At 69.5% G+C, this 18,766-nt stretch carries 17 protein-coding genes and 2 pseudogenes; 4 read left to right on the top strand and 15 right to left on the bottom strand.

Going from position 1 to position 18,766, the window contains the following annotated elements:
- Nucleotide 1: 1 nt before the first annotated feature.
- Nucleotides 2–1,411 (bottom strand): annotated as a pseudogene (locus IPG68_11870) (MFS transporter).
- Nucleotides 1,412–1,582: 171 nt separating this feature from the next.
- Here IPG68_11870 and IPG68_11865 point away from each other — a divergent pair.
- Nucleotides 1,583–1,849 (top strand): type II toxin-antitoxin system Phd/YefM family antitoxin, encoded by a 267-nt coding sequence (locus IPG68_11865; protein ID MBK6763908.1) that lies wholly within the window; start codon nucleotides 1,583–1,585, stop codon nucleotides 1,847–1,849.
- Nucleotides 1,850–1,875: 26 nt separating this feature from the next.
- Nucleotides 1,876–2,124, top strand: coding sequence for a type II toxin-antitoxin system RelE/ParE family toxin (locus IPG68_11860; protein ID MBK6763907.1), 249 nt, complete (start codon nucleotides 1,876–1,878; stop codon nucleotides 2,122–2,124).
- On the opposite strand, the gene IPG68_11855 is transcribed toward IPG68_11860, so the two are convergent.
- From IPG68_11855 to IPG68_11815, 9 genes are all read right to left on the bottom strand, one after another.
- The gene (locus IPG68_11855) at nucleotides 2,112–2,453 is read right to left on the bottom strand and encodes a hypothetical protein (GenBank protein MBK6763906.1); all 342 of its coding nucleotides are present in this window, start codon (nucleotides 2,451–2,453) and stop codon (nucleotides 2,112–2,114) included. The genes IPG68_11860 and IPG68_11855 overlap by 13 nt on opposite strands.
- Nucleotides 2,454–2,571: 118 nt before the next feature.
- Nucleotides 2,572–3,954, bottom strand: coding sequence for a PAS domain-containing protein (locus tag IPG68_11850; GenBank protein ID MBK6763905.1), 1,383 nt, complete (start codon nucleotides 3,952–3,954; stop codon nucleotides 2,572–2,574).
- Nucleotides 3,951–4,895: a hypothetical protein gene (locus tag IPG68_11845; GenBank protein MBK6763904.1), complete on the bottom strand. Its 945-nt coding sequence runs from the start codon at nucleotides 4,893–4,895 to the stop codon at nucleotides 3,951–3,953. The genes IPG68_11850 and IPG68_11845 overlap by 4 nt, the downstream gene beginning before the upstream one ends.
- Entirely contained in the window at nucleotides 4,892–6,634 is a 1,743-nt protein-coding gene (locus IPG68_11840) for a cation acetate symporter (protein MBK6763903.1), read from the bottom strand. The genes IPG68_11845 and IPG68_11840 overlap by 4 nt, the downstream gene beginning before the upstream one ends.
- Nucleotides 6,631–7,008 (bottom strand): hypothetical protein, encoded by a 378-nt coding sequence (locus IPG68_11835; protein ID MBK6763902.1) that lies wholly within the window; start codon nucleotides 7,006–7,008, stop codon nucleotides 6,631–6,633. The genes IPG68_11840 and IPG68_11835 overlap by 4 nt, the downstream gene beginning before the upstream one ends.
- Before the next feature lie 43 nt (nucleotides 7,009–7,051).
- Nucleotides 7,052–7,822 (bottom strand): response regulator transcription factor, encoded by a 771-nt coding sequence (locus tag IPG68_11830; GenBank protein ID MBK6763901.1) that lies wholly within the window; start codon nucleotides 7,820–7,822, stop codon nucleotides 7,052–7,054.
- Nucleotides 7,815–8,990 (bottom strand): histidine kinase, encoded by a 1,176-nt coding sequence (locus IPG68_11825; GenBank protein MBK6763900.1) that lies wholly within the window; start codon nucleotides 8,988–8,990, stop codon nucleotides 7,815–7,817. Before IPG68_11825 ends, IPG68_11830 begins: the two co-directional genes overlap by 8 nt.
- 55 nt (nucleotides 8,991–9,045) lie before the next feature.
- The gene (locus tag IPG68_11820) at nucleotides 9,046–10,227 is read right to left on the bottom strand and encodes a DUF222 domain-containing protein (GenBank protein ID MBK6763899.1); all 1,182 of its coding nucleotides are present in this window, start codon (nucleotides 10,225–10,227) and stop codon (nucleotides 9,046–9,048) included.
- A 533-nt stretch (nucleotides 10,228–10,760) separates the two neighbouring features.
- Nucleotides 10,761–11,879 (bottom strand): aminotransferase class I/II-fold pyridoxal phosphate-dependent enzyme, encoded by a 1,119-nt coding sequence (locus IPG68_11815; protein MBK6763898.1) that lies wholly within the window; start codon nucleotides 11,877–11,879, stop codon nucleotides 10,761–10,763.
- A 123-nt stretch (nucleotides 11,880–12,002) separates the two neighbouring features.
- Between IPG68_11815 and IPG68_11810 the strand changes: the two are divergent.
- Nucleotides 12,003–12,934: pseudogene (locus tag IPG68_11810) on the top strand (alpha/beta fold hydrolase).
- An 18-nt stretch (nucleotides 12,935–12,952) separates the two neighbouring features.
- Here IPG68_11810 and IPG68_11805 read toward each other — a convergent pair.
- The 5 genes from IPG68_11805 to IPG68_11785 are packed head-to-tail and all read right to left on the bottom strand — an operon-like array spanning nucleotide 12,953 to nucleotide 18,403.
- Nucleotides 12,953–13,957 (bottom strand): lipase, encoded by a 1,005-nt coding sequence (locus IPG68_11805; protein MBK6763897.1) that lies wholly within the window; start codon nucleotides 13,955–13,957, stop codon nucleotides 12,953–12,955.
- A gap of 23 nt (nucleotides 13,958–13,980) precedes the next feature.
- Nucleotides 13,981–15,399, bottom strand: a complete 1,419-nt coding sequence (locus IPG68_11800) for a M28 family peptidase (GenBank protein MBK6763896.1) — start codon at nucleotides 15,397–15,399, stop codon at nucleotides 13,981–13,983.
- Complete coding sequence (locus IPG68_11795) at nucleotides 15,386–16,708, bottom strand: MFS transporter (GenBank protein MBK6763895.1); 1,323 nt, start codon at nucleotides 16,706–16,708, stop codon at nucleotides 15,386–15,388. Before IPG68_11795 ends, IPG68_11800 begins: the two co-directional genes overlap by 14 nt.
- A 55-nt stretch (nucleotides 16,709–16,763) precedes the next feature.
- On the bottom strand, nucleotides 16,764–17,381 hold the full coding sequence (locus IPG68_11790; protein ID MBK6763894.1) for a response regulator transcription factor: 618 nt from the start codon (nucleotides 17,379–17,381) through the stop codon (nucleotides 16,764–16,766).
- Nucleotides 17,378–18,403, bottom strand: a complete 1,026-nt coding sequence (locus tag IPG68_11785) for a histidine kinase (GenBank protein MBK6763893.1) — start codon at nucleotides 18,401–18,403, stop codon at nucleotides 17,378–17,380. Before IPG68_11785 ends, IPG68_11790 begins: the two co-directional genes overlap by 4 nt.
- Nucleotides 18,404–18,615: 212 nt before the next feature.
- Between IPG68_11785 and IPG68_11780 the strand changes: the two genes are divergently transcribed.
- On the top strand, nucleotides 18,616–18,766 hold a 151-nt coding region (locus tag IPG68_11780), incomplete at its 3' end, for a PspC domain-containing protein (protein MBK6763892.1).

The following is an 18,766-nucleotide window of genomic DNA, read 5'->3' as shown; positions in this document are numbered from 1 at the left end:
GCTAATGGGCCACCATCTCGTTGACGGCTTCCTTGCGCCCCGGCAGCAGCCGCCACGTGATGAAGGCCCCGAAGATCAGCACGGCGGCACCGACCCAGGTGGTGACCTGAAGTGCCTGCGTGAAGGCCACGTGGATCGCATCGACGAGCGGATCTGTGACCTCGGGACCGAGCCCCTTCATCGCCTCGAAACCCTCCCCCGGCGATTCGGTGGCCGCAGCGGCCACCTACACCGCAGACGCGGCACCGGCACGGTCCTTGGGAGCCACCGCGAGGACGGTGTCCGAGGCGATCGTCAACGCCACACCGTCACCGGCACCGATGAGGATCAGCGGCACGGCAAACACCAGGTACTCCTCGGAGTCGAGGATGAAGGCGATCGCCGCCATCCCGACACCGATCGCCAGTAGACCCACCGCTGTCACGGGCCCGCGACCGAAGCGGCGCATGATGTTGCCCGCGAGCAGAGCTGCGATCAGGGCCGACAACGTGGCGGGGAGTTCGAAGAGGCCCGCCTGCAACGGTTCGAGGCCCTTGATGAACTGCAGGTACTGGGAGAAGAAGAACAGCGCGCCGGCCAGGCCGAACACCGACAGCAGCATGCCCAGCACGGCTCCCGTAAACGGCCCGGAGGAGAACAGCCGCACGTCCACCAGTGGGTGCTCGAGACGCCGCTGGCGCCGGACGAACCAGGTCAGCGCGGCCGCCCCGAGGATACCCGCGATCAGGTACTGGACCTCGAATCCGCGGATCGCCATCTCCTTGATCGCATAGACGACGCCGAGGATCCCCACCATCGACAGCACCACCGAGAGCACATCGAGCGGACCGGGGTTGGGGTCGCGCGACTCGCGCAGGGTGGGCAGGCCGATGATCAGGACCAGCGCCATGATCGGGACGTTGACGAGGAAGACCGCCCCCCACCAGAAGTGCTGCAGCAGCGCCCCGCCGAACAGCGGGCCGGCCGCCGCGCCCGCAGCGCCCATCGCGCTCCACACACCGATGGCGAAACTGCGTTCGGTGTCGTCGGTGAACGTCGAGCGCATGAGAGCCAGCGTCGACGGCATCAGCGTGGCGCCGGCCACACCAAGCAGTGCGCGGCTCAGGATGAGCATCTCCGGCGTGGCCGAATACGCCGCGACGACGGACATCGCCGCGAACAACGAACCACCCACGAGGAGGAGGAACTTGCGGCCGAAGCGGTCGCCGAGATTACCCATCGTGATGAGCAGCCCCGCCAGCACGAAGGAGTAGATGTCACCGATCCACAGGACCTGGGAGGCAGTGGGCTTGAGGTCCTCGACGATGCTCGGCGTGGCCAGACTCAGCACCGTTCCGTCGACGGCGACGAGGAAGACCGCCAGGCTCATCGCCGACAGCGCCCACCAGCGACGGGGGTCTTTGCCGTTCATGCGTCCTCCGCGGTAAGGCTACGCGGGCGGGCCGGACGTTCGCTGCGCGGCGGCCGACGGGCGCAGGGCATGACACGCCGAGATGCAGGCCAGCCCCACGAGAGATACGAGCACGCGCGACGAACAGGACCACCCTGCCCGCGACCGCGAGTAGGCGCCACAATTGCGTCCATGAGCATCCACTCGTTACGAGAAGTCCGCGATCGGTTCAGTGAGGTCGTTGACCGGGTCGAGCGGGAGCACGAACGGGTCACGGTCACCCGCAACGGCCAGGCTGCAGCTGTGATCCTGAGCCCCGACGACCTCGCCGAACTCGAAGAAACCTTGGATGTGCTCAGTGACCCCGATGCCCTCGCCGACATCCGCGAGGCCGACGCGGCGTACGGCATCGGAGACGTTGTGCGTGGAACGGATGCGGTTCGCGGATTGCGCCCGTGAATGATGCGAACGCCTACGAACTGGTCCTGACACCCCCGGCGATCCGGGCGATCAGAGTTGGGCTTCCAGAATCGGTGGTGTCTGCCGTGATCGAGTTCGTCACCGGCTCGCTGATCGCTGCACCTACCCGGGTCGGCAAGCCCTTGCGAGCGGACCTCACGGGGATCTACTCAGCCCGCCGCGGCACCTACCGTGTCCTGTACCGCATCAACGGATCGAGGCACGAAGTGATCGTGCTGGGCATCGACCACCGCCGGGACGTCTACCGCACCTGACCTGCCCGTCGCGCGGGCACCGGAACGACCTGGGAGGCACGCGAGTCAGCGATCACCGAAGCACGTACGGTCTTGCCCTTACGGACGGTGATCTTCTTCTTGCTGGGCTCGCACGTGGCGGGTCGTGCGGTGATCCGGTAGGTGCCGACCGGCAGTTCCATCTTCTTGCCGGGCTTGACCGCGACCTTGTAGCCCTTCTGCACGAGACGGGCAAGGCATCCGTCGTCGACCGCGATGCGGGCATGGCCGGTGACGACGATGACTGCGGGAACTGGCGCGGGCAGCGCGAGCATCGCCGCGGCGAGCACGATGGGGATGATCCTTCTCATCACTGCCTCCGTTTCCAGGCTAAGCCCGGGGCGTGCAGCCACGCCACGCTCGATTGTTGCGCGGTTACCGGTTTCGGGGCCCGAAACCCGTAACCGCGCGACAATGCGGGTCGCACCCTCACGACCCCGCCTCTATCCGTTTGGCCAGATCCGTGCGGGCCATGGCGTCACGCGCCTGTCCCAGCGTGAGGATTCCCCGTTCGGCCAGTTGCGGGATCATCCGCACCAGCACCTCCGCCGTGGCCAGTGCATCCCCGAGCGCGGTATGGCGGCCGAAGACCTCGACTCCGTAGCGCTCACACGTAGTCAGCCCGTGCCGGGACTCCGGATGGGTCTCAATCACGGCTGACAACAACATCGTGTCCAGCGCCAAGGGCTCGAGGTGCACCCCCGCGGAGTCGGCGGCCGGCCGCAGGAACCCGAAGTCGAAGCCGGTGTGATGCGCCACCAGCACGGAGTCCGCCGCGTACGTGGCGAACGCCGTGACCACCTCGGCGGGTCCATCGGCATCGGCGACCATGTCGTCGGTGATCCCGTGGAAACTTGTGGACAGCTCCGGGATCCGCATGCCCGGGTTGATCAGGGCATCGAACGTGTCGTCGGCACGCACCACCCCGCCGTCCACACGCACCGCACCGATGGCGACCAGGCGATCACCGGCATCGACATGAAGCCCCGTCGTCTCGCAGTCCACGACCGTGAACACGATGTCGGCAAGGGGGGTCTGCAGCCACTCCTCGCGGGTGGGGACCGGCCGGGAGGGCCGCGACAGGTCCACACTCAGCCCCACCACCGGACCTTCGGCATGTTCGGCGGCCGGGTTGCCGACCACCAGCACCATCGCCGGTTCGTCGGGGCCGGTCAGCCGCACCAGCCGGATGGCGGTCTCCCCCACCACCGCCCGCGGCCGCTCACCGGCCAGCGCGCGGGTGAGCAGCGGCAGGAAGTCCTCCGCGTCGAAGACCCCGAAGATGCTGCGTCCCGCGGCGACAGGGGTCCTGCCGCTCAGCGCCTGACGGGCCGCGGGGTTGACCAGCAGCACCCGGCCACGATCATCGACCACGCCCACCGGGACGTCGAGCCCGGAGAGCACCGCGAGCAGCCCGTCACGCTCGAGTCGCAGTTCGTCGTGCGCGGCAGCCAGTTGCGCCTGCAGCCGTGCCTCCGCGCCGGCGTGGCGCTGCGCCAATGCATTGATCGCGCGGGCGGTTGCCGAGTCACCCGCGAGGCGGTGGTCGGGGTTCACGTCGGCGATCATCTGCACCGCCGACGCGGTCCGCTCATCCTCGCGCTGCTCGGCGCGCCACGTGCTCCAGGCGATCCACCCGATGAGCCCGACGAGCACCACGAGCCCCAGACCAAGGACCACCGCCTCCCCGCCCAGCGACTCCAACACAGAGGTCCGGGAAGCCTCCGGCAGATCCGCGAGGACCACCGCGACGGTCAACGCTGGGACCAAGGTCGCCACGGCGATCAGGGCCAACACCCGCCACTTGGTCATAGGTCGGTCCGGAACGTGATCGACGTGACGGACTGGGCGCTCTTGATGGCTTTGAACGCGTCACGTAGATGGTCGTGATCGTCGTCGTCGAGGTCCTCCATCAGGATGGAGTCGGTCACGTACTCGCGGGCTTCGATCTGCCGCAACTGGTTCTGCAGGCGCAGCCGCGTGAGCAGCTCGTAGGCCTCGCGCAGCCGGCCCGTGAGCTCGTCGCTGAGCACGCCGTCCTTGGTCGCGTCGGCCAGCCGCTCGTCGGTGCCCACCGCCGAGGAGTGGGCTTTGAGTCCGTACAGCCGGGCCAGCAGGACGATCGGCGCGAGGCCGGTCTTCTTCAGGTCCACTGCCCCCCGGGGAAGCCGGCCGAACGCGTGCAACGGTGGGGGGAACGAATTGGCCGCCGTGGCCAATCCGTGCATGAGACGCGGCGAGTCGGCGCCGCGCTGCAGTTCCGCTCGCGCCGCGCTGACGTCCAGACCCCCGGCGAGGGGACGCAGATCGAGGAAGACGTCGGCGTCCAGCACAGCCTCCGGGGTCGGCGCCTCCACCCGCTCCCGCAGGATCTGCTGCCCTTCGTCCACCGAGTGCGACCACCTGTCGGCCATGTATCCGCCATCACACCGACGCAGGCCGAACTCGGCCAGACCCGTGATCACGGTGGCCGCCAGGTCCTCGGCGTAGCTCGTCCGCGCCGCCTGTTCGGTCGACCAGAACAAGGCGTTGTCCTGGTCGCTGGCACAGTGCAACTCCCGGCGGGCGTGCGAGCCGAGCACCACCCAGGCGAAACGAGCCGGCGGCGGTCCGGCCTGGTGGACGAACCCGTCGATCAGAAGACGCGTGCGGGCATCGGCGGCATCCGACATCACGGTACTCGAGGGCGCGGACCAGTCAATCGTGAGGGCGACGTCGACCAACGCCGAGGCCGGCACGACCTGGCCGCTCATCGCGCTCCTCTCGCCGTCCAGGTCCGCTGCACCCCGACGGTCTCCGGTGTGTGCAGGCGGATCATGATCCGATCCACCCCCGGTGTGATCCTATGGGCCGTGCGCAGGGACACCGCCACCATGGTGAACAGGGCCGCCGGCATGGCCCACGCTGCGGGCTGCGAGAGCAACGCCCCCGGCCACCCGGCCAACTCGGGAACAAGGGTGGACACAGCGATCGCCGCGGTCGCCATCACGCCGCCGAGAAGAAGCCCGGCCGCCGCACCGGCATCGGTGAGCCGTGGCCACCAGATCCCCAGCAGCAACAGCGGCGAGAAGGTGGCGGCCGCCACGGCGAATGCCAGCGATACCGCTCGGGCCAGCGGCAGCGACTCGGCCACAAGCCCCAGCAGCAGCGGGACCAGCACCGCCGCGGCCGCAGCGATCCGGAAGGACATGATGGGGTTGCGCACCCTCTTGCCCACGACGTCCTGCGACAGGACGCCGGCGACCGTGACGGTTAATCCCGTGGCGGTGGCCAGGAACGCGGCTGCAGCGCCGGCCGCGACGAGGGCGGTGAGCCACTGCCCGGTCACCCCACCGACTGCAGCCTGCGGCAACAGAAGCACTACCGCGTCGGTGCGCCCGGTGAGCAGTAACTCCGGGGCATAGAGACGACCGAGCATCCCGTAGACCGAGGGCGCGAGGTAGAACAGGCCGACCAGCCCGATCACCACCAGCGCGGTCCGGCGCGCGGCGCGGCCGTCGGGATTGGTGTAGAAGCGGACCAGCACGTGGGGCAGCCCCATCGTCCCCAGGAACAGCGCGAACATCAGCGCGAACGTGCGGTACAGCGGGTGTTCCTGCCCGCTCTGCAGTGGCTGCCCCCACGCGACTCCGGTCAGTTGCGGCACGCCGCTCAGGTGCGGAACGTGTGCGCCCTGCGGGAACACCAGCGCGCTCCCGGCGGCCACGGTGTGCTCGCCCACTTGCCACGTGAGGGGGCCGTCGACGGCGATGTCATCGATCGTGCCCTCCGCCTGGATCGCGATCGGCGCGGCGACATTGACGGTGATCGGGTTCTCGATGCGCACCGTCGTCTGCTCGTCGAACACCGGTGGCGCTTCGGTCAGCGCGCTCGGGGCGGCGTCGGCGCGCCACGCGGCGAGCAGGAAAAGCACCGGCACCATGATCGCCACGACCTTGAGCCAATACTGGAAACCCTGCACGAGGGTGACGCTGCGCATCCCACCCCCGACGATGACGACGAGCACAGTGATCGACACGAGCAGACCACCGACCCACGTCGGGGTGTCGAGCAGGATCTGCAGCGCGAGCCCAGCGCCCTGCAACTGCGGCAGGACGTAGAGCCAGCCGATGAGCACCACGAGCGCGCTCGCGATCAGCCGGACCTTCGACGATCGAAGTCGTGCCTCGCAGAAGTCGGGCAGCGTGTAGGCCCCGGACCGGCGCAGGGGTGCCGCTACGAGTGCCAGCACCAGCACGTAGCCCACCGCGTACCCGACCGGGAACCAGACCGCATCCGCGCCGCCGGCCATGATCAGGCCCGCCACGCCGAGGAACGACGCCGCCGAGAGGTACTCCCCCGAGATCGCCGAGGCGTTCCACCACGCGGGCACCGAACGCGAGGCCACGTAGAAGTCACCAGTCGTGCGCGCCAGTCGCGAACTGTACGCGGCCAGCCCGATGGTGATGAGCACCGTGAGCGCCATGCCGGCCGCGGCCAGCGTGGGGTTCATCGGCCCTCCACCAGGTCGGTGAACTGCGCTTCGTTGCGGTCGGCCTGGCGCACGTACCACCAGCCGACCCCGAGGATCGCGGGGTACACCAGGACCCCCAGCAGCACCCACCACAACGGCATCGGACCCACTTGCAGTTCGCGCACCTGCGGGACGAAGCCGAACAACAGAGGCATCGCGATCAGGGGAACCACCACCAACGCCACCGTGGACAGCCCGAGCAGCAACTGCGTGCGGATCAACGCCCGCACGTACACCTGACCTACCTCGGTCGCATCGTCGATCTCCGCGGTCACCGACCGCGGCACCCGGCGCCGCACATCGCGGCGGGGCCCGGTAATGACCTGGCGCTTGGGCCGCTGCTCCGGCTTCACTGCGCCCGACGTCCGGCTCGCGCAGCAACCCGGCACTCGCAGCTCACGAGTCCCGCTCCAGACGGTGGCCGGCCACCAGCGCCTCCTTGACCGCGGCCGCGTGCCGGCGGCTGACCGGGACGGCCTGGCCCTGTCCGAGGTCGACGGTGAGCCGCCCCGCGGCGTTGCGCAGGCCGACCACGCAGGCCGCGTTGACCAGGTACCGGCGGTGGACGCGCAGGAAACCCGCGGCCTCCCAGCGCTCCTCGAGGGTGGCCAGCGGCACGCGCACGAGGTGCCCGCCCTCGCGGGTGTGCAGGCGCACGTAGTCGCGCTGGGCCTCCACGTAGACGATGTCCGAGCGCTTGACGTAACGCGTGACGCCGCCGAGCTCGACGGCGATCGTCTCGTCGGGTGCCGCTGCATCGGGCGCGGCCGTCCCGGGACCGAGTTCGCTCTCGAGGTGGCGCTGCACCCGGCCTACCGCCTGCGCCAGGCGTTCGGCGCGGATGGGCTTGAGCAGGTAGTCCACCGCGGCGATGTCGAAGGCGTCCACGGCGTGGGAGTCGTAGGCCGTGACGAACACCACCGGCGGCGGCGCGGCGAACCGGCCGATCACCCGCGCCAGCGCCAGACCGTCCATCCCCGGCATGCGGATGTCGAGGAAGACGGCGTCCACGTCGTCGGCCTGCAGCAGTTCCAACGCGTCCGTCGCGGTGCTGGCGGGCCTGACCTGCGCGACACCCGCGGTCCGGCCGAGCAGGTAGGTGAGTTCAGCCAGCGCCGGTTGCTCGTCGTCCACCGCCACCACCACCAGCCCCTCGGTGTCAGTCATGGGCCACCGCCTCGGCGTATTTCGGGATGCGCATCGTGACCTTCGTGCCAGCCATCGGAGCGGTCTCCACGACCAGCCCCCGGTCGTCGCCGAAGGCCTGCCGCAGCCGCTCGTCGACATTGGCCAGGCCGACGTGGTCCCCGGGTTCGCCGGAGAGGCTGCGCCGGATGACGGCCGGGTCGTTGCCCACCCCGTCGTCCTCCACGCTGATCCAGCAGTCCGGGCCCCGCTCCAGCGCGGTGATGCTCACCAGCCCGGGGGTGTCGCGGTCCTCAAGGCCGTGGCGCACCGCGTTCTCGACCAGCGGCTGTATGCACAGGAAGGGGATGCGCACCCCCAGGACCTCCGGATCGACACGCAGTTTCACCTGCAGGCGGTCGCCGAACCGGGCCTGTTCCAGCAGCAGGTACTGCTCGACGGATCGCAGTTCCTCGGCCAGGGTCGTGAAGCGGCCGTGCGCCCGGAAGCTGTACCGGGTGAACGCCGCGAAGTCGAGCAGCAGGTCGCGGGCGCGGTCGGGGTCGGTGCGCACGAAGGACGCGATGGCGGTCAGCGAGTTGAAGATGAAGTGCGGGGAGATCTGCGCGCGCAGGACTCGCACCTCGGCCTCGGCGGTGCGCGCCCGCGTGCGGTCGAGTTCGGCGAGGTCGAGCTGGCCGGAGGTGAACGTCGCCACCTCCTCCACCGCGCGCATCATCGCCGGGCCGGCGGGGGTGGCCGAGTACGCCACGAGCGCCCCGATGACCACCTCGTCGGAGGTCAGCGGGGCGGCGATGCCGGAGCGGAACATCTCCGAGACCGCGCGTGCCTGGTCGCTCCCGATGACCACCGCGGTGCCCGAGTCCAGCGCGGGTTCCGCGTGCTCCACCGCGAGTTCGCGCTGCTTGTCGCCGGTGCCGTCGAAGGCCAGCGTGCTGAACCGGTCGGTGACCGCCAGCGCCTCCACGCCCAGCAGCCCCCGCAGGTACTTCACCGACCGGGTCGCAGCGGCCTCGGTCAGCCCACCCCGCAGCGCCGGCGCCGCAAGGCTGGCGATGTGCAGCGTGCGGTATGTGGCCATTTGGCTCTCCGTGCCCATCTGGCTGCGCCCGCGCACCCAGCGGGCGATGAGGACGGCGAGCACGATGGCACCGGCGATCGCCGCCAGCGCCAGCACCCACGCATCCATGGGGCGAACCTAGCGGAAATGTCCGGAACGGTCCCGAGTCCTTACCACCGGTATCTCAGGGTGGCGCGCGATCAGCCTCGGCGGTGGTGGCGTGTCGGTCGACCCAGATGATGCGCAGGCGCCCGAGGTGGATGCGCCGATGGTGGTATCTGCACACCAGGACGAGATTCTGCAGGTCGGTGCTCCCACCCTGATCCCAGGGCCGGATGTGGTGGGCCACGCACCGCCAGGCCGGAACCGTGCACCCCGGATGCACACAGCCGTCGCCGTCCCGTACCGCCAACGCCGCACGCTGGGCCTTCGTGGCGTACCGGGCGGCGAACCCGACGGCCAGCGGCTGCCACCGTACGGGATCGTCGGTGGGCACCCCCACTACGTACGACACCGAGGCGCTGCACGACAAGGTGCGCAGATCCGTGCGAGACATCAGCAGACCGCTCGGCCACGTCACCCCCAGCCCGGTCTCCAGCTGGTCCACCGTCATCATCACGGCGAGGTGCCCGTAGCCGGTGGCACGATCGGCGCCGTCCATCGCCCGATCGGCGATCTCCGCGAGGGCGTCGGCGTTGCGCATCGGTGCGCTGCGCCGGTCGTTCTGGTCCGTCGGCTGCGCATAGCGGTCGAGGGCCGCCTTCACGATCTCACCGGTCGCCGGATCCAACATCCCGTCCAGCACCCACCAACCGTCGAGCGACTGCGAGAGGAACACCTTGCGGTCGTCCCGCCTCATCTCCGCCTCATCGTCGTGGTCCTGCGGCTGGTACTGCTGGATGATCAGGTCCACGTAGGCCCGCAACTGCTTGACCGTGTGAGTGAGCGCGAAGTCCACCACCCGCTCCTCAATGAGCGAGAACTTCTCCCCGAACATCCGGAAGGCCCGCCGGATCACCCGCACATGCTCGTTCGTGATCGTCCCGGCGTGCAGCGCCTGCGCGGTCGCCGGCAAATGATCGCGCAGGTCGCGGGCCGTGTGCACCCGCGCGCCACCATCGGAGATCCGCGTCCGCTTCTGCAGCCAGTCCCCGGTCGTGCGGTGCCCATCGATCTGCGCCCCACCGCGGGTGTCGTAGGACGCGAGCGCCTCGTACTGCAGCGAGGCGAGCTGGTTGCTGAGAGCGAACAGCGTCGGGATCCCGGTGCGCAACTCCTCCAGATCCCACGTCGACGGATGCCCTGAAGGCAGCTGTGCAAGCCCCGCGAGCAACTCACCAACCGGCTCCTCCACCACTGCTGTCACCCGACCCCCACCTCCTCACACAGCACCCACGTTAGAACAGAGGTACGACACGAAACAGACACCGAAACCCATCTGTGGACACGTGCCAAACGGCATCCACAGACACGCCGATCTCACTGTTCGAGCCGCAGTCGCCGGCGGCCTTGCGACCGTCACGGGCCCGAAGCTCTGCAAACCCCGATCGTCTATGGGCCATTGCTGGGGGAGGTGATCGAGTTTCGATTCGCCCGGTCTCAGGGAGGTGGTCTTTGGATCACGCACCTCCATGGGTTGCGACGAAGAGAGTCCGACCAAGAACGAGCTGCTCCTGGCCCCTGCTCATCTGGAGAACCCGGGCAGAGCACGTGGTCGATCACCTGTGGGACCCCCAGGGGTTGGCTCACGACGACACCTGGGTGTGGGATCGGACTGCCGCTGTAGGCAAGACGCTCAGAGGACCCAAGCCATCCGAGTGCCCGACTGCCTGCTGGAAGAGCCCAGCGCATGAGGCGCCCACCCCCGCAGGAAGGTCGGCGCACCTGAGACCACAACACCTAGCGCATCGCATCCGAGGCGGCCGCCGTCAGTCCGGCAAGCCCGGCGTGCAGTTGTTCAAAGGTGGGCCAGCCGAAGCCGAGCCGGAAATGGCGATCGTCGACCTCGAACCAGTGACCCGGACCGACGTAGGTTCCGTGATCCGCGAGCAGATGGCGGTAGAAGGCCTCTTCGTCCACCACGAGATCCTCTCTGAAGCGGACCAGCCCCACCACACCGCCTGTCGGCGGCACCCACTCGAAGGTGTCCTGACCCTGCATCCACGACCCGACCACAGCTGCCCTTTCACGCACGTCCGCAAGGATCGCCGGCAGGATCCGCTCCCGATCGGTGAGCACCCGGCCGGCGATGTGCTCATCGATCGTGGAACCGCAGATCACGATCTGCTCCTTCGCCGCCAGCAGCGACTGCTGCACGTCCGGGCCGGTGGTCACCGCCCACCCGATGCGGATACCCGGAAGGCCGTACGCCTTGGACATCGATCCGACACTAACCGCACACGGCGACAGGCTTGCGGCCATCGGCAGTCGCGGACCCTGTGTGAGGTCACGATAGGTCTCGTCGACCATCAGCACGGCACCGGAGTTCTCGGCGATTCCCACCAGCCGATGCAGATCCGCCTCGCGCAGCATCGTGCCCGTGGGATTGTGCGGGCAGGTCACGCTGATCAACCGCGTCTGACCCGGCCGCACACGCGACTCCAAGCGGTCGAGGTCGAGGGCCCACCGGTCGTCATAGCGAAGGTCCACGATGTCGACGTCCGCCCCGATGGCCCGCGGGGTCTCCAAGTTGGTCGCATAGTTGGTCCGCACCACGACCATGTGGTCGCCGGTATCGAGCATGGCGGTCGCCGTGCAGAACAGAGCAGCTGCCGCGCCGGGGGTGACAAGCACGTCGTCCGCGTCGATGCCTTGCCCGAGTCCGGCAACGGCCTGTCGCAGCACGGGATCACCCAGATGATCCCCGTAGCACAGCACCAGGTCGTCGAGGTCGAGATCCAGGCCAAGGTCACCCAGTCGCCGATCGGCGACCGAACTCTCCGAAAGGTTGTTGGTGATGGTGGCGTAACCCACCTGCTCGGGGGATTCGACTTCGATCGGCATTCGCCGGTAGCGCATGGGGCTCCTTCGATTGTCCGCAGCGTACCTGCGGCAGTCGCGCTCACGCGGCCCAAGCGACCCCACGTCCGGACACCTCCGCCGATCGTGGTGTGCTGGAATCACAGGGGTGAGGAGCCGGGTATGCAGAACAATCAGGTGACCTTGCACGGCCACCGCATCAACTACCTGTCGGCAGGAGACCCCGGCCTCCCGGTCATCCTGCTCATTCACGGGGTCACCAGCAGCAGTGCTACGTGGGAGCCGGTCATCCCGGCGCTGGCCGCGCACGCATATGTGATCGCCCCGGATCTGATGGGTCACGGCGAGTCGGACAAGCCCCGTACCGACTACTCCCTCGGGGCGATGGCGAGCATCCTGCGCGACCTGTTGGATCACTTGGAGATCGAAACCGTGACCGTCGTCGGCCACTCCCTCGGCGGCGGGGTGGCCATGCAGTTCTCCTACCAGTACTCCCAGTACTGCGAACGCATTGTGCTCGTCGACAGCGGCGGACTGGGCCGCGAGGTGAGCCTGGTGCTGCGCGCCGCCACCCTGCCGGGGGCCGAGTTCATCCTTCCCGTCATCGCCAACGAACGCGTGCGGGAAGCGGGGCGACCATCGGCCGGTTCCTGAGCATCCTGCCGGTGCGCCCGCGCCCGTCGGTCGCCGAGTTCGCCCGCGGGTACGCATCGCTGGCGGAGACCACAACCCGGGCGGCCTTCATCTACACCCTGCGCAGCGTCGTGGAACCGGGCGGTCAGCGGGTCAGCGCCAACGACCGGCTGTACCTCACCGAAGGACTGCCCACGCTGATCATCTGGGGCGCTCTCGACACGGTCATTCCCGTGGCGCACGCCTACGCCGCACACCAGATCATCGCGGGCAGTCAACTGGAGATCTTCGAGCAGTCGAGGCACTTCCCCCACAGGGACGAGCCCGCCCGGTTCTCCCGGGTCCTGCTGGAGTTCCTTTCCGCCACCGAACCCGCGCACATGGACCGATCCGCTCAGCGCATGCGCCAGATCGCCCGCAGCGCACTGGATGCACAACCCGGGGAGCTTGCCGGGACGTAGTTGCGGGCCACTGCGGCATCAGGTGGCGAGGCGTCGCACGATCCAATCGGCGGCCTCGCTCGGGGCGTACTGGGCACGCATCGTGCCGGAGTGGTGGCTGGGCCACCAGCGGGTCGTGAGGTCGACCCCGCGGGCGCGGTAGGCGGCCAGCAGTCGGCGGGTCAGTGGGGCGGGGGCGACCTCGTCGAACAGGCCGGCATCGATGCGCACCGGCACCTCGGCCAACTCCAGGCCGCGCACCTCGTTGTCCCGCATCACGGCCCAGAGTTCTGCGAACAGTTCCTCCCCGCGCACCCCGCCGATCCGCGCCGGCGGTAAACCACCCCACGAATCGGGCCGGGCGAGATCCTCGGCACAACGTTGGTCCAGGTGCGGCCACAAGCCGCGGGCGGCGGGACTCAGGCCGTCCCCGGCGACAAGTTCCGCCATCCGGGGCGAGACAGTCGCCGCGCCGCGGATCATCAGTGCGATCAGCGGTGAGAAGATCGCGCACCCGGGCAGGACGACAGGCAGCCGCCGCGCCGCACCGATGGTGACGTCCATGCGGGTGACCGGGGTGAACGCCGCGACCCCGAGCAGCGGCAGCGGGCGGGCAACATCCGCACGGGCGGTGAACAGCGCGGCCATCGATCCCTCGGAATGCCCGGCGCTCACCCAGCGGTCCCCGATCCGGGCGTCGAACGTGGTCCGTGCCGCCACCATGTCGAGCACCGAGCGAGCCAGCGGCTCCCCTATGAGGTACGGGTGCACGCCAGGGCTGCCCAGGCCCTCGTAGTCCGGACGCAGCACCGCCACCCCCCGGGCCAGCAGCCTGTCGCACAGCGCGTCGCCCTGCGAGATCCGCCGCCACTCGGGGTGGCCGGGCGCCGCTGTGCTCGGCGCCCCGCTCGCCGCGCCGCCGGTCGTCATGTGCCCGTAGCTGATCAGCGGCCAGCCGTCCGCCGGCGGTGGCGTGTGCGGCAGGTGCACCAGGCCGGTGAGTTCCACCGGCGCGCCGGACACCGAGGTGGAGGGGTAGGTCACCCGCTGGGTCGCACCGTGCCGCATCACCAGCGGCCGCGCGGCAGTCGCCGGCGCAGCGGGCGGGGGACCAGACCGATCCGGTCGCTACTGGCCCCGTCGGCAGTGTCGATCACGTCGACGAAGAACTGCGCCACCGGCACCAGTTGGTCGGCGTCCACCCACTCGGGGGTGTCGGCGTCGTCGTACAGGTACAGGGGGCCGGACACCAGGCTCACCGTCGGCACCCCGCACAGCAACGTGAACGAGGCGTCGGTGGGGATGCCGCTGCGCGTGTACTCCAGCAGCGAGGCGTTGAGCAGGCACGTGCTGTGCAGGCCGTGCCGGCGGATCGCCCGTCCCAGTTCCCACTTGAGCCGCGGGTTGAGGTTCTCGAAGACACCACGTGGTTCGGTCTGGCCGGTATGCGCGAAGCCGCCGTCCGGGCCGCGGACGGCCCGCAGGCCGACGTGCTCGATCGTCGCGTTCATCACCAGGTCGTACGGGCTTTCCGGGTCGAGGGCATAGCGCCGGGCGAACTCCCGGTGGGCCTGATAGCCGGTGAAGTGACTGTCGAACGTCACGAAGAGCAGCGTCTTGTCGCGCACCGCGCCGTCATGTGCGAGGCGCCCGTAGTGCTCGGCCAGCGCGATCACCTCCGCGCTGCCCGAGGCGTCCTCGACCGCGCCGGGTCCGACCGAGTCGTGGTGCGATTGCACCATGACGGTCTCGCGGCTGCGCCCGGGCAGTACCCCGAGCACGGTCCTGGACGTGACCCGGTCGCGCTGCACCTCCAGCACGATCTCGGCCTCAACGCCGGCGCCCAGCAGGTCGCGTATCGCCTGCCCCGTGGCCCTGGTGACCCACACACCCGGCAACTCGAGCAGGGTGCGGCGGTAGTACTCGTTGTGGTAGCGCACCGACTCCGGGTAGTCGCGCAGCACGCCGATCACCGCGACCGCCCCCGCCTCGGCCGCCGAGGTCATCACTGAGGTCAGCGAGGTGACGTACGGGTTGCGCGAACCCATGACGTCGCGGCGCAGCATCCTGCGCCCAGGGTCGTGCACGTACTCGCTGATCATCAGCAGGGAGTACAGGGACATGTCGAAAGTCAGGTCGAACAACACGATCCGGCCCCGCACGTCGTGGTCTGCGACCTTCCCGTCGCCGATGTCGACAACGGGCGCGCTGACCGTGCCCCCCAGGGCGCCGGTCGCCTCGTGGTCCGGCAGCGCGCTGTGCAGGACGGGACCGCACTGCAGGTCGCGGCCCGCCACGCGCAGGCTGCAGGTGGTCGCGCGCCAGGCGTAGGACGGGACCTCCAGGAAGTGGACGTCGTGCAGGCCGGCTGCGCGGAAGCGCGCGGCCACGTACTCGGCCGCGGCCTCCCCACCCGGGGTTCCGGTGGCGCGCGGCGCCATCGCCACCAGGTCGTCGATCGTGGCCAGCAGGTCAGTGGACTGCACTGTCCACCCCTTCCTCGCGCAACACGCGATCCAGCCGGTAGCGGCTCAACGCGACCAGGCTCAGCACCACGAGCACCGCTGGCACGATCGAGATGCCGGCAAGGATGGCCCACTGGGCCCCGTCACTCTGCGACTCGGCCCCCGAGACGTAGCCGCCCAGCGACAGCACGAACCCGTAGACCGCGGGACCCAATGCGAAGCCCAGGAGCTCGAAGGCCGACCACGTGCCGGTGAGCAGTCCGATCCGGTTCTGGCCCGACTCCACGGCGTCGTGCGCGGCCAGGTCGGGCAGCATCGCCAGCGGGAACAGCTGGCTGCCGGCGTAACCGACGCCGACCACCGCCGACGCTGCGAGCAGGACGCCCAGATCGCCACCACCGGCCGCGGTCAGGGCCAGCAGGCCGACCACGAGCACCACCGAGGTGGCGGCGAACCCGGCCTTCTTGCCCCAGCGCAAGCCGAACCTCTCCCACAACGGGCTGACCACGATCGCCGGCCCGACGAAGGCGACGAAGGCGTAGGTCGCGACGGCCGGATCGCCCATCACGTGCCGGGCGGTGTAGTTGATCCCCGCCAGCACCATCGTCATCGCCACCGCTTGCAGCACGAAGGCCAACAGCAACGTGCGCACGTGCGGGCTGCGCACCACCAGCAGCAGTTGCTCCCGCAGCGTCCCGCTCGTGGTCTCGTGACGCGTCAGGGTGGCCTTGCGGGTACCGAACCAGAGGCCCCAGGTGCCCGCCACGATCAGTACCGCCATCACCAGCGCCATCACGCGGTACCCCTGCGCCCCGCCGAACGCTTCGACCAGCAGCGGCGCACTGGCACCGGCCACCATGATCCCCCCGGTGATGACGATGACCCGCCACATCATCAGCCGCGTGCGTTCTCCGTAGTCCTCAGTGATCTCCGCCGACATCGCCAGGTAAGGCACCTGGAAGAACGCATAGGCCGTCGCGGCGCCCAGGAACGCGGCGACCACCCACGCCGTAGCAAGCCCGGCCGGAGCGGTGGGACCGATGAAGATCAGCAGGAACCCCAGGGCCATCAGCATGCCCGCCCGCCTGATGATCGGCCGGCGCCGCCCGCGCGGGTTCGTCGAACGGTCGCTGATCCGGCCGGCCACGGGGTTGAGCACGAAGTCCCAGGCCTTGGGCAGGAAGACCACGAGCCCGGCGAGGGCGGCCTTGATCCCGATCACCTCGGTGAGGTAGGGCATCAGCAGCAGGCCAGGGACCGTCCCGTAGGTGCCGGTGGCGATGCCGCCGAGTGCGTACCCTCTTCGTAGCCCGGACGGGAGCGGCGCCATGCCGCGAGACTAGCGAGGGCGGGGGGCTGCGGGGGCGAAACGCCGGGATCCGTGTTCAGAGGTGACGGACCTGTGCCCAGCGCGCGAGCTCGCGGCGATTGCTCAGCTGCAGTTTGCGCAAGACCGCCGACATGTGGGTCTCGACGGTCTTGATGCTGACGAACAACTCCTCGGCGACCTCCCGGTAGGTGTAGCCGCGCGCGATCAGGCGCATGACGTCGCGCTCCCGGGCCGTGAGCCGGTCGAGTTCGTCATCGCTCTGGGCCGCGGCACCGGTGAACGCATCGAGCACGAACCCGGCGAGTCGGGGGCTGAACACCGCATCCCCGCCGGCGACCTGGCGGATGGCCGCGGCCAGAGCAGGCGCGGTGATGTCCTTCGTGACGTAGCCACGGGCTCCGAACCGCACCACACCCACCACGTCCTCGGAGGCATCCGACACGGACAGTGCGAGGAACCGGGAACTGCCCACACACTGCTGCAGCACCGCCTGCGCGTTCCCGCCGGGCAGGTGCACGTCCAGCAGCACCACATCGGGAGAGGTGGCCGTGATCACCTTCACGGCCTGCTCGACGTCGGCGGCCTCCCCGACCACGTCGATGTCCTCGGGCATGCCACCCCGGATGCCGGCCCGCACCATCTCGTGGTCGTCGACGATGACCAGCCGGATCATGCCGGCCCCAGGCTCAGGGCCACTTCGGTCCCCCGCTGGTCGGAGCGGATCCGGCAGGAGCCACCAGCACGTTCCATACGACCGATCATGGACTCCGAGACCCCCTTGCGGTCCTCCGGGATGGCCGCCAGGTCGAAGCCGCGGCCCCGGTCGCGCACGAACACCGCGATGTGGGCGGCATCGGCCTCAGCGTAGACACTGATCGACCCGCCGGCATGCTTGGCCGCATTCAGCACCGCCTCACTCGCGGCCGCCACCACCGCCCGGCCGCCGTCGTCGAGGGCCCGGTCCCCCACACAAACGACCTCCACCGCCGTGGCGTACTGCTGCTCGACCTTCGCCGCGGCCGCAGCGAGTGCTGCTGCGAGTGTGTGCTCCGGGTCTCCGGCCGGTTCGTACAACCAGGACCGCAGGTGCCGTTCCTCGGACCGCGCCAGCCGGGCGACCTGGTCCGGGTCGTCGGCGTGCTGGCGGATCAGGGTCAGGGTCTGCAGCACCGAGTCGTGGACCTGGGTGGCCAGTTCGGCGCGGGTCTGCGAGCGGACCCGCTCCTGGCGCTCGGCGGTCAGTTCCCGGTAGAGCCCGGCGATCCACGGCATGGCGATCAGGCCGACCCCGGCGACCAGCAGGACCGCGACCGCGGCCAGGTTCAGGAACGACCGCAGGGCCAGCCCGGTGGCCGCCACCCGACGATGCCGAGGCCCACCAGCAGCACCCCCGAGGCCCAGCGCGGTCCATTGCAGGCCATCGCGGCGCAACCTGCGTCCCGGCACGACCCTGCTCCACACCAGCGTGGCGCCCAGCACGATCACAGCCAACGGCAAGCCCACCTGCATCCAGGTACTGGTCGTGGGCAGGATCAGGAAGCCACCCACCACCACCGCGGCGAACGCGAGCAGGCGCGCGGTGTCGGAGTCGTCCTCGTGCCGCGCAGGCAGGACCGCCCAGTACGCGGCGTACGCGATCACCCCGATACCACCGACGAAGCTCAGCACCACGAACGCCGCCCGCACCGCCCCCACCGGCCACCCCAGGTGATCTGGACAGCCCGGCCGCCACCCCTGCCGATCCACCGGCCGCGGGTCTCCCGGTAGGCGCGCGGCGCGGCCGTCTGGGTGCTCACCGTCCCATTGTCCCGCAGTCGGCCGGCGTTGGGATCGGGGTGAAACCCTGAGGAGAAGATCAGGGTCGTCACCGGATGTGGGAGGGTCGGGGGTCGGCACACAGTGGAGCCATGAGTGAAACAACGATGTATATGACACCGCCGCCGGTGGCTCCCCACCTGTTGCGGCGCAGTTCCTCCGACCGCATCTTCGGCGGGGTGTGCGGGGGCCTGGGCCGCTACTGGAACGTCGATCCGGTGATCCTGCGGGTGGTCTTCGGGG

It is taken from the genome of Micrococcales bacterium (assembly GCA_016703125.1).
In the GTDB taxonomy this organism is placed as follows: domain Bacteria; phylum Actinomycetota; class Actinomycetes; order S36-B12; family UBA10799; genus JADKAV01.
The sequence above is the reverse complement of the archived record's forward strand: the minus strand, read 5'-3'. Positions and strand labels throughout refer to the sequence as shown.

Coding starts and splice junctions, on each gene's coding strand:
- IPG68_11865 (MBK6763908.1), top strand. CDS start 1,583: ATGAGCATCCACTCGTTACGAGAAGTCCGCGATCGGTTCAGTGAGGTC.
- IPG68_11855 (MBK6763906.1), bottom strand. CDS start 2,453: ATGAGAAGGATCATCCCCATCGTGCTCGCCGCGGCGATGCTCGCGCTG.
- IPG68_11850 (MBK6763905.1), bottom strand. CDS start 3,954: ATGACCAAGTGGCGGGTGTTGGCCCTGATCGCCGTGGCGACCTTGGTC.
- IPG68_11845 (MBK6763904.1), bottom strand. CDS start 4,895: ATGAGCGGCCAGGTCGTGCCGGCCTCGGCGTTGGTCGACGTCGCCCTC.
- IPG68_11840 (MBK6763903.1), bottom strand. CDS start 6,634: ATGAACCCCACGCTGGCCGCGGCCGGCATGGCGCTCACGGTGCTCATC.
- IPG68_11830 (MBK6763901.1), bottom strand. CDS start 7,822: ATGACTGACACCGAGGGGCTGGTGGTGGTGGCGGTGGACGACGAGCAA.
- IPG68_11825 (MBK6763900.1), bottom strand. CDS start 8,990: ATGGATGCGTGGGTGCTGGCGCTGGCGGCGATCGCCGGTGCCATCGTG.
- IPG68_11815 (MBK6763898.1), bottom strand. CDS start 11,879: ATGCGCTACCGGCGAATGCCGATCGAAGTCGAATCCCCCGAGCAGGTG.
- IPG68_11795 (MBK6763895.1), bottom strand. CDS start 16,708: ATGGCGCCGCTCCCGTCCGGGCTACGAAGAGGGTACGCACTCGGCGGC.
- IPG68_11790 (MBK6763894.1), bottom strand. CDS start 17,381: ATGATCCGGCTGGTCATCGTCGACGACCACGAGATGGTGCGGGCCGGC.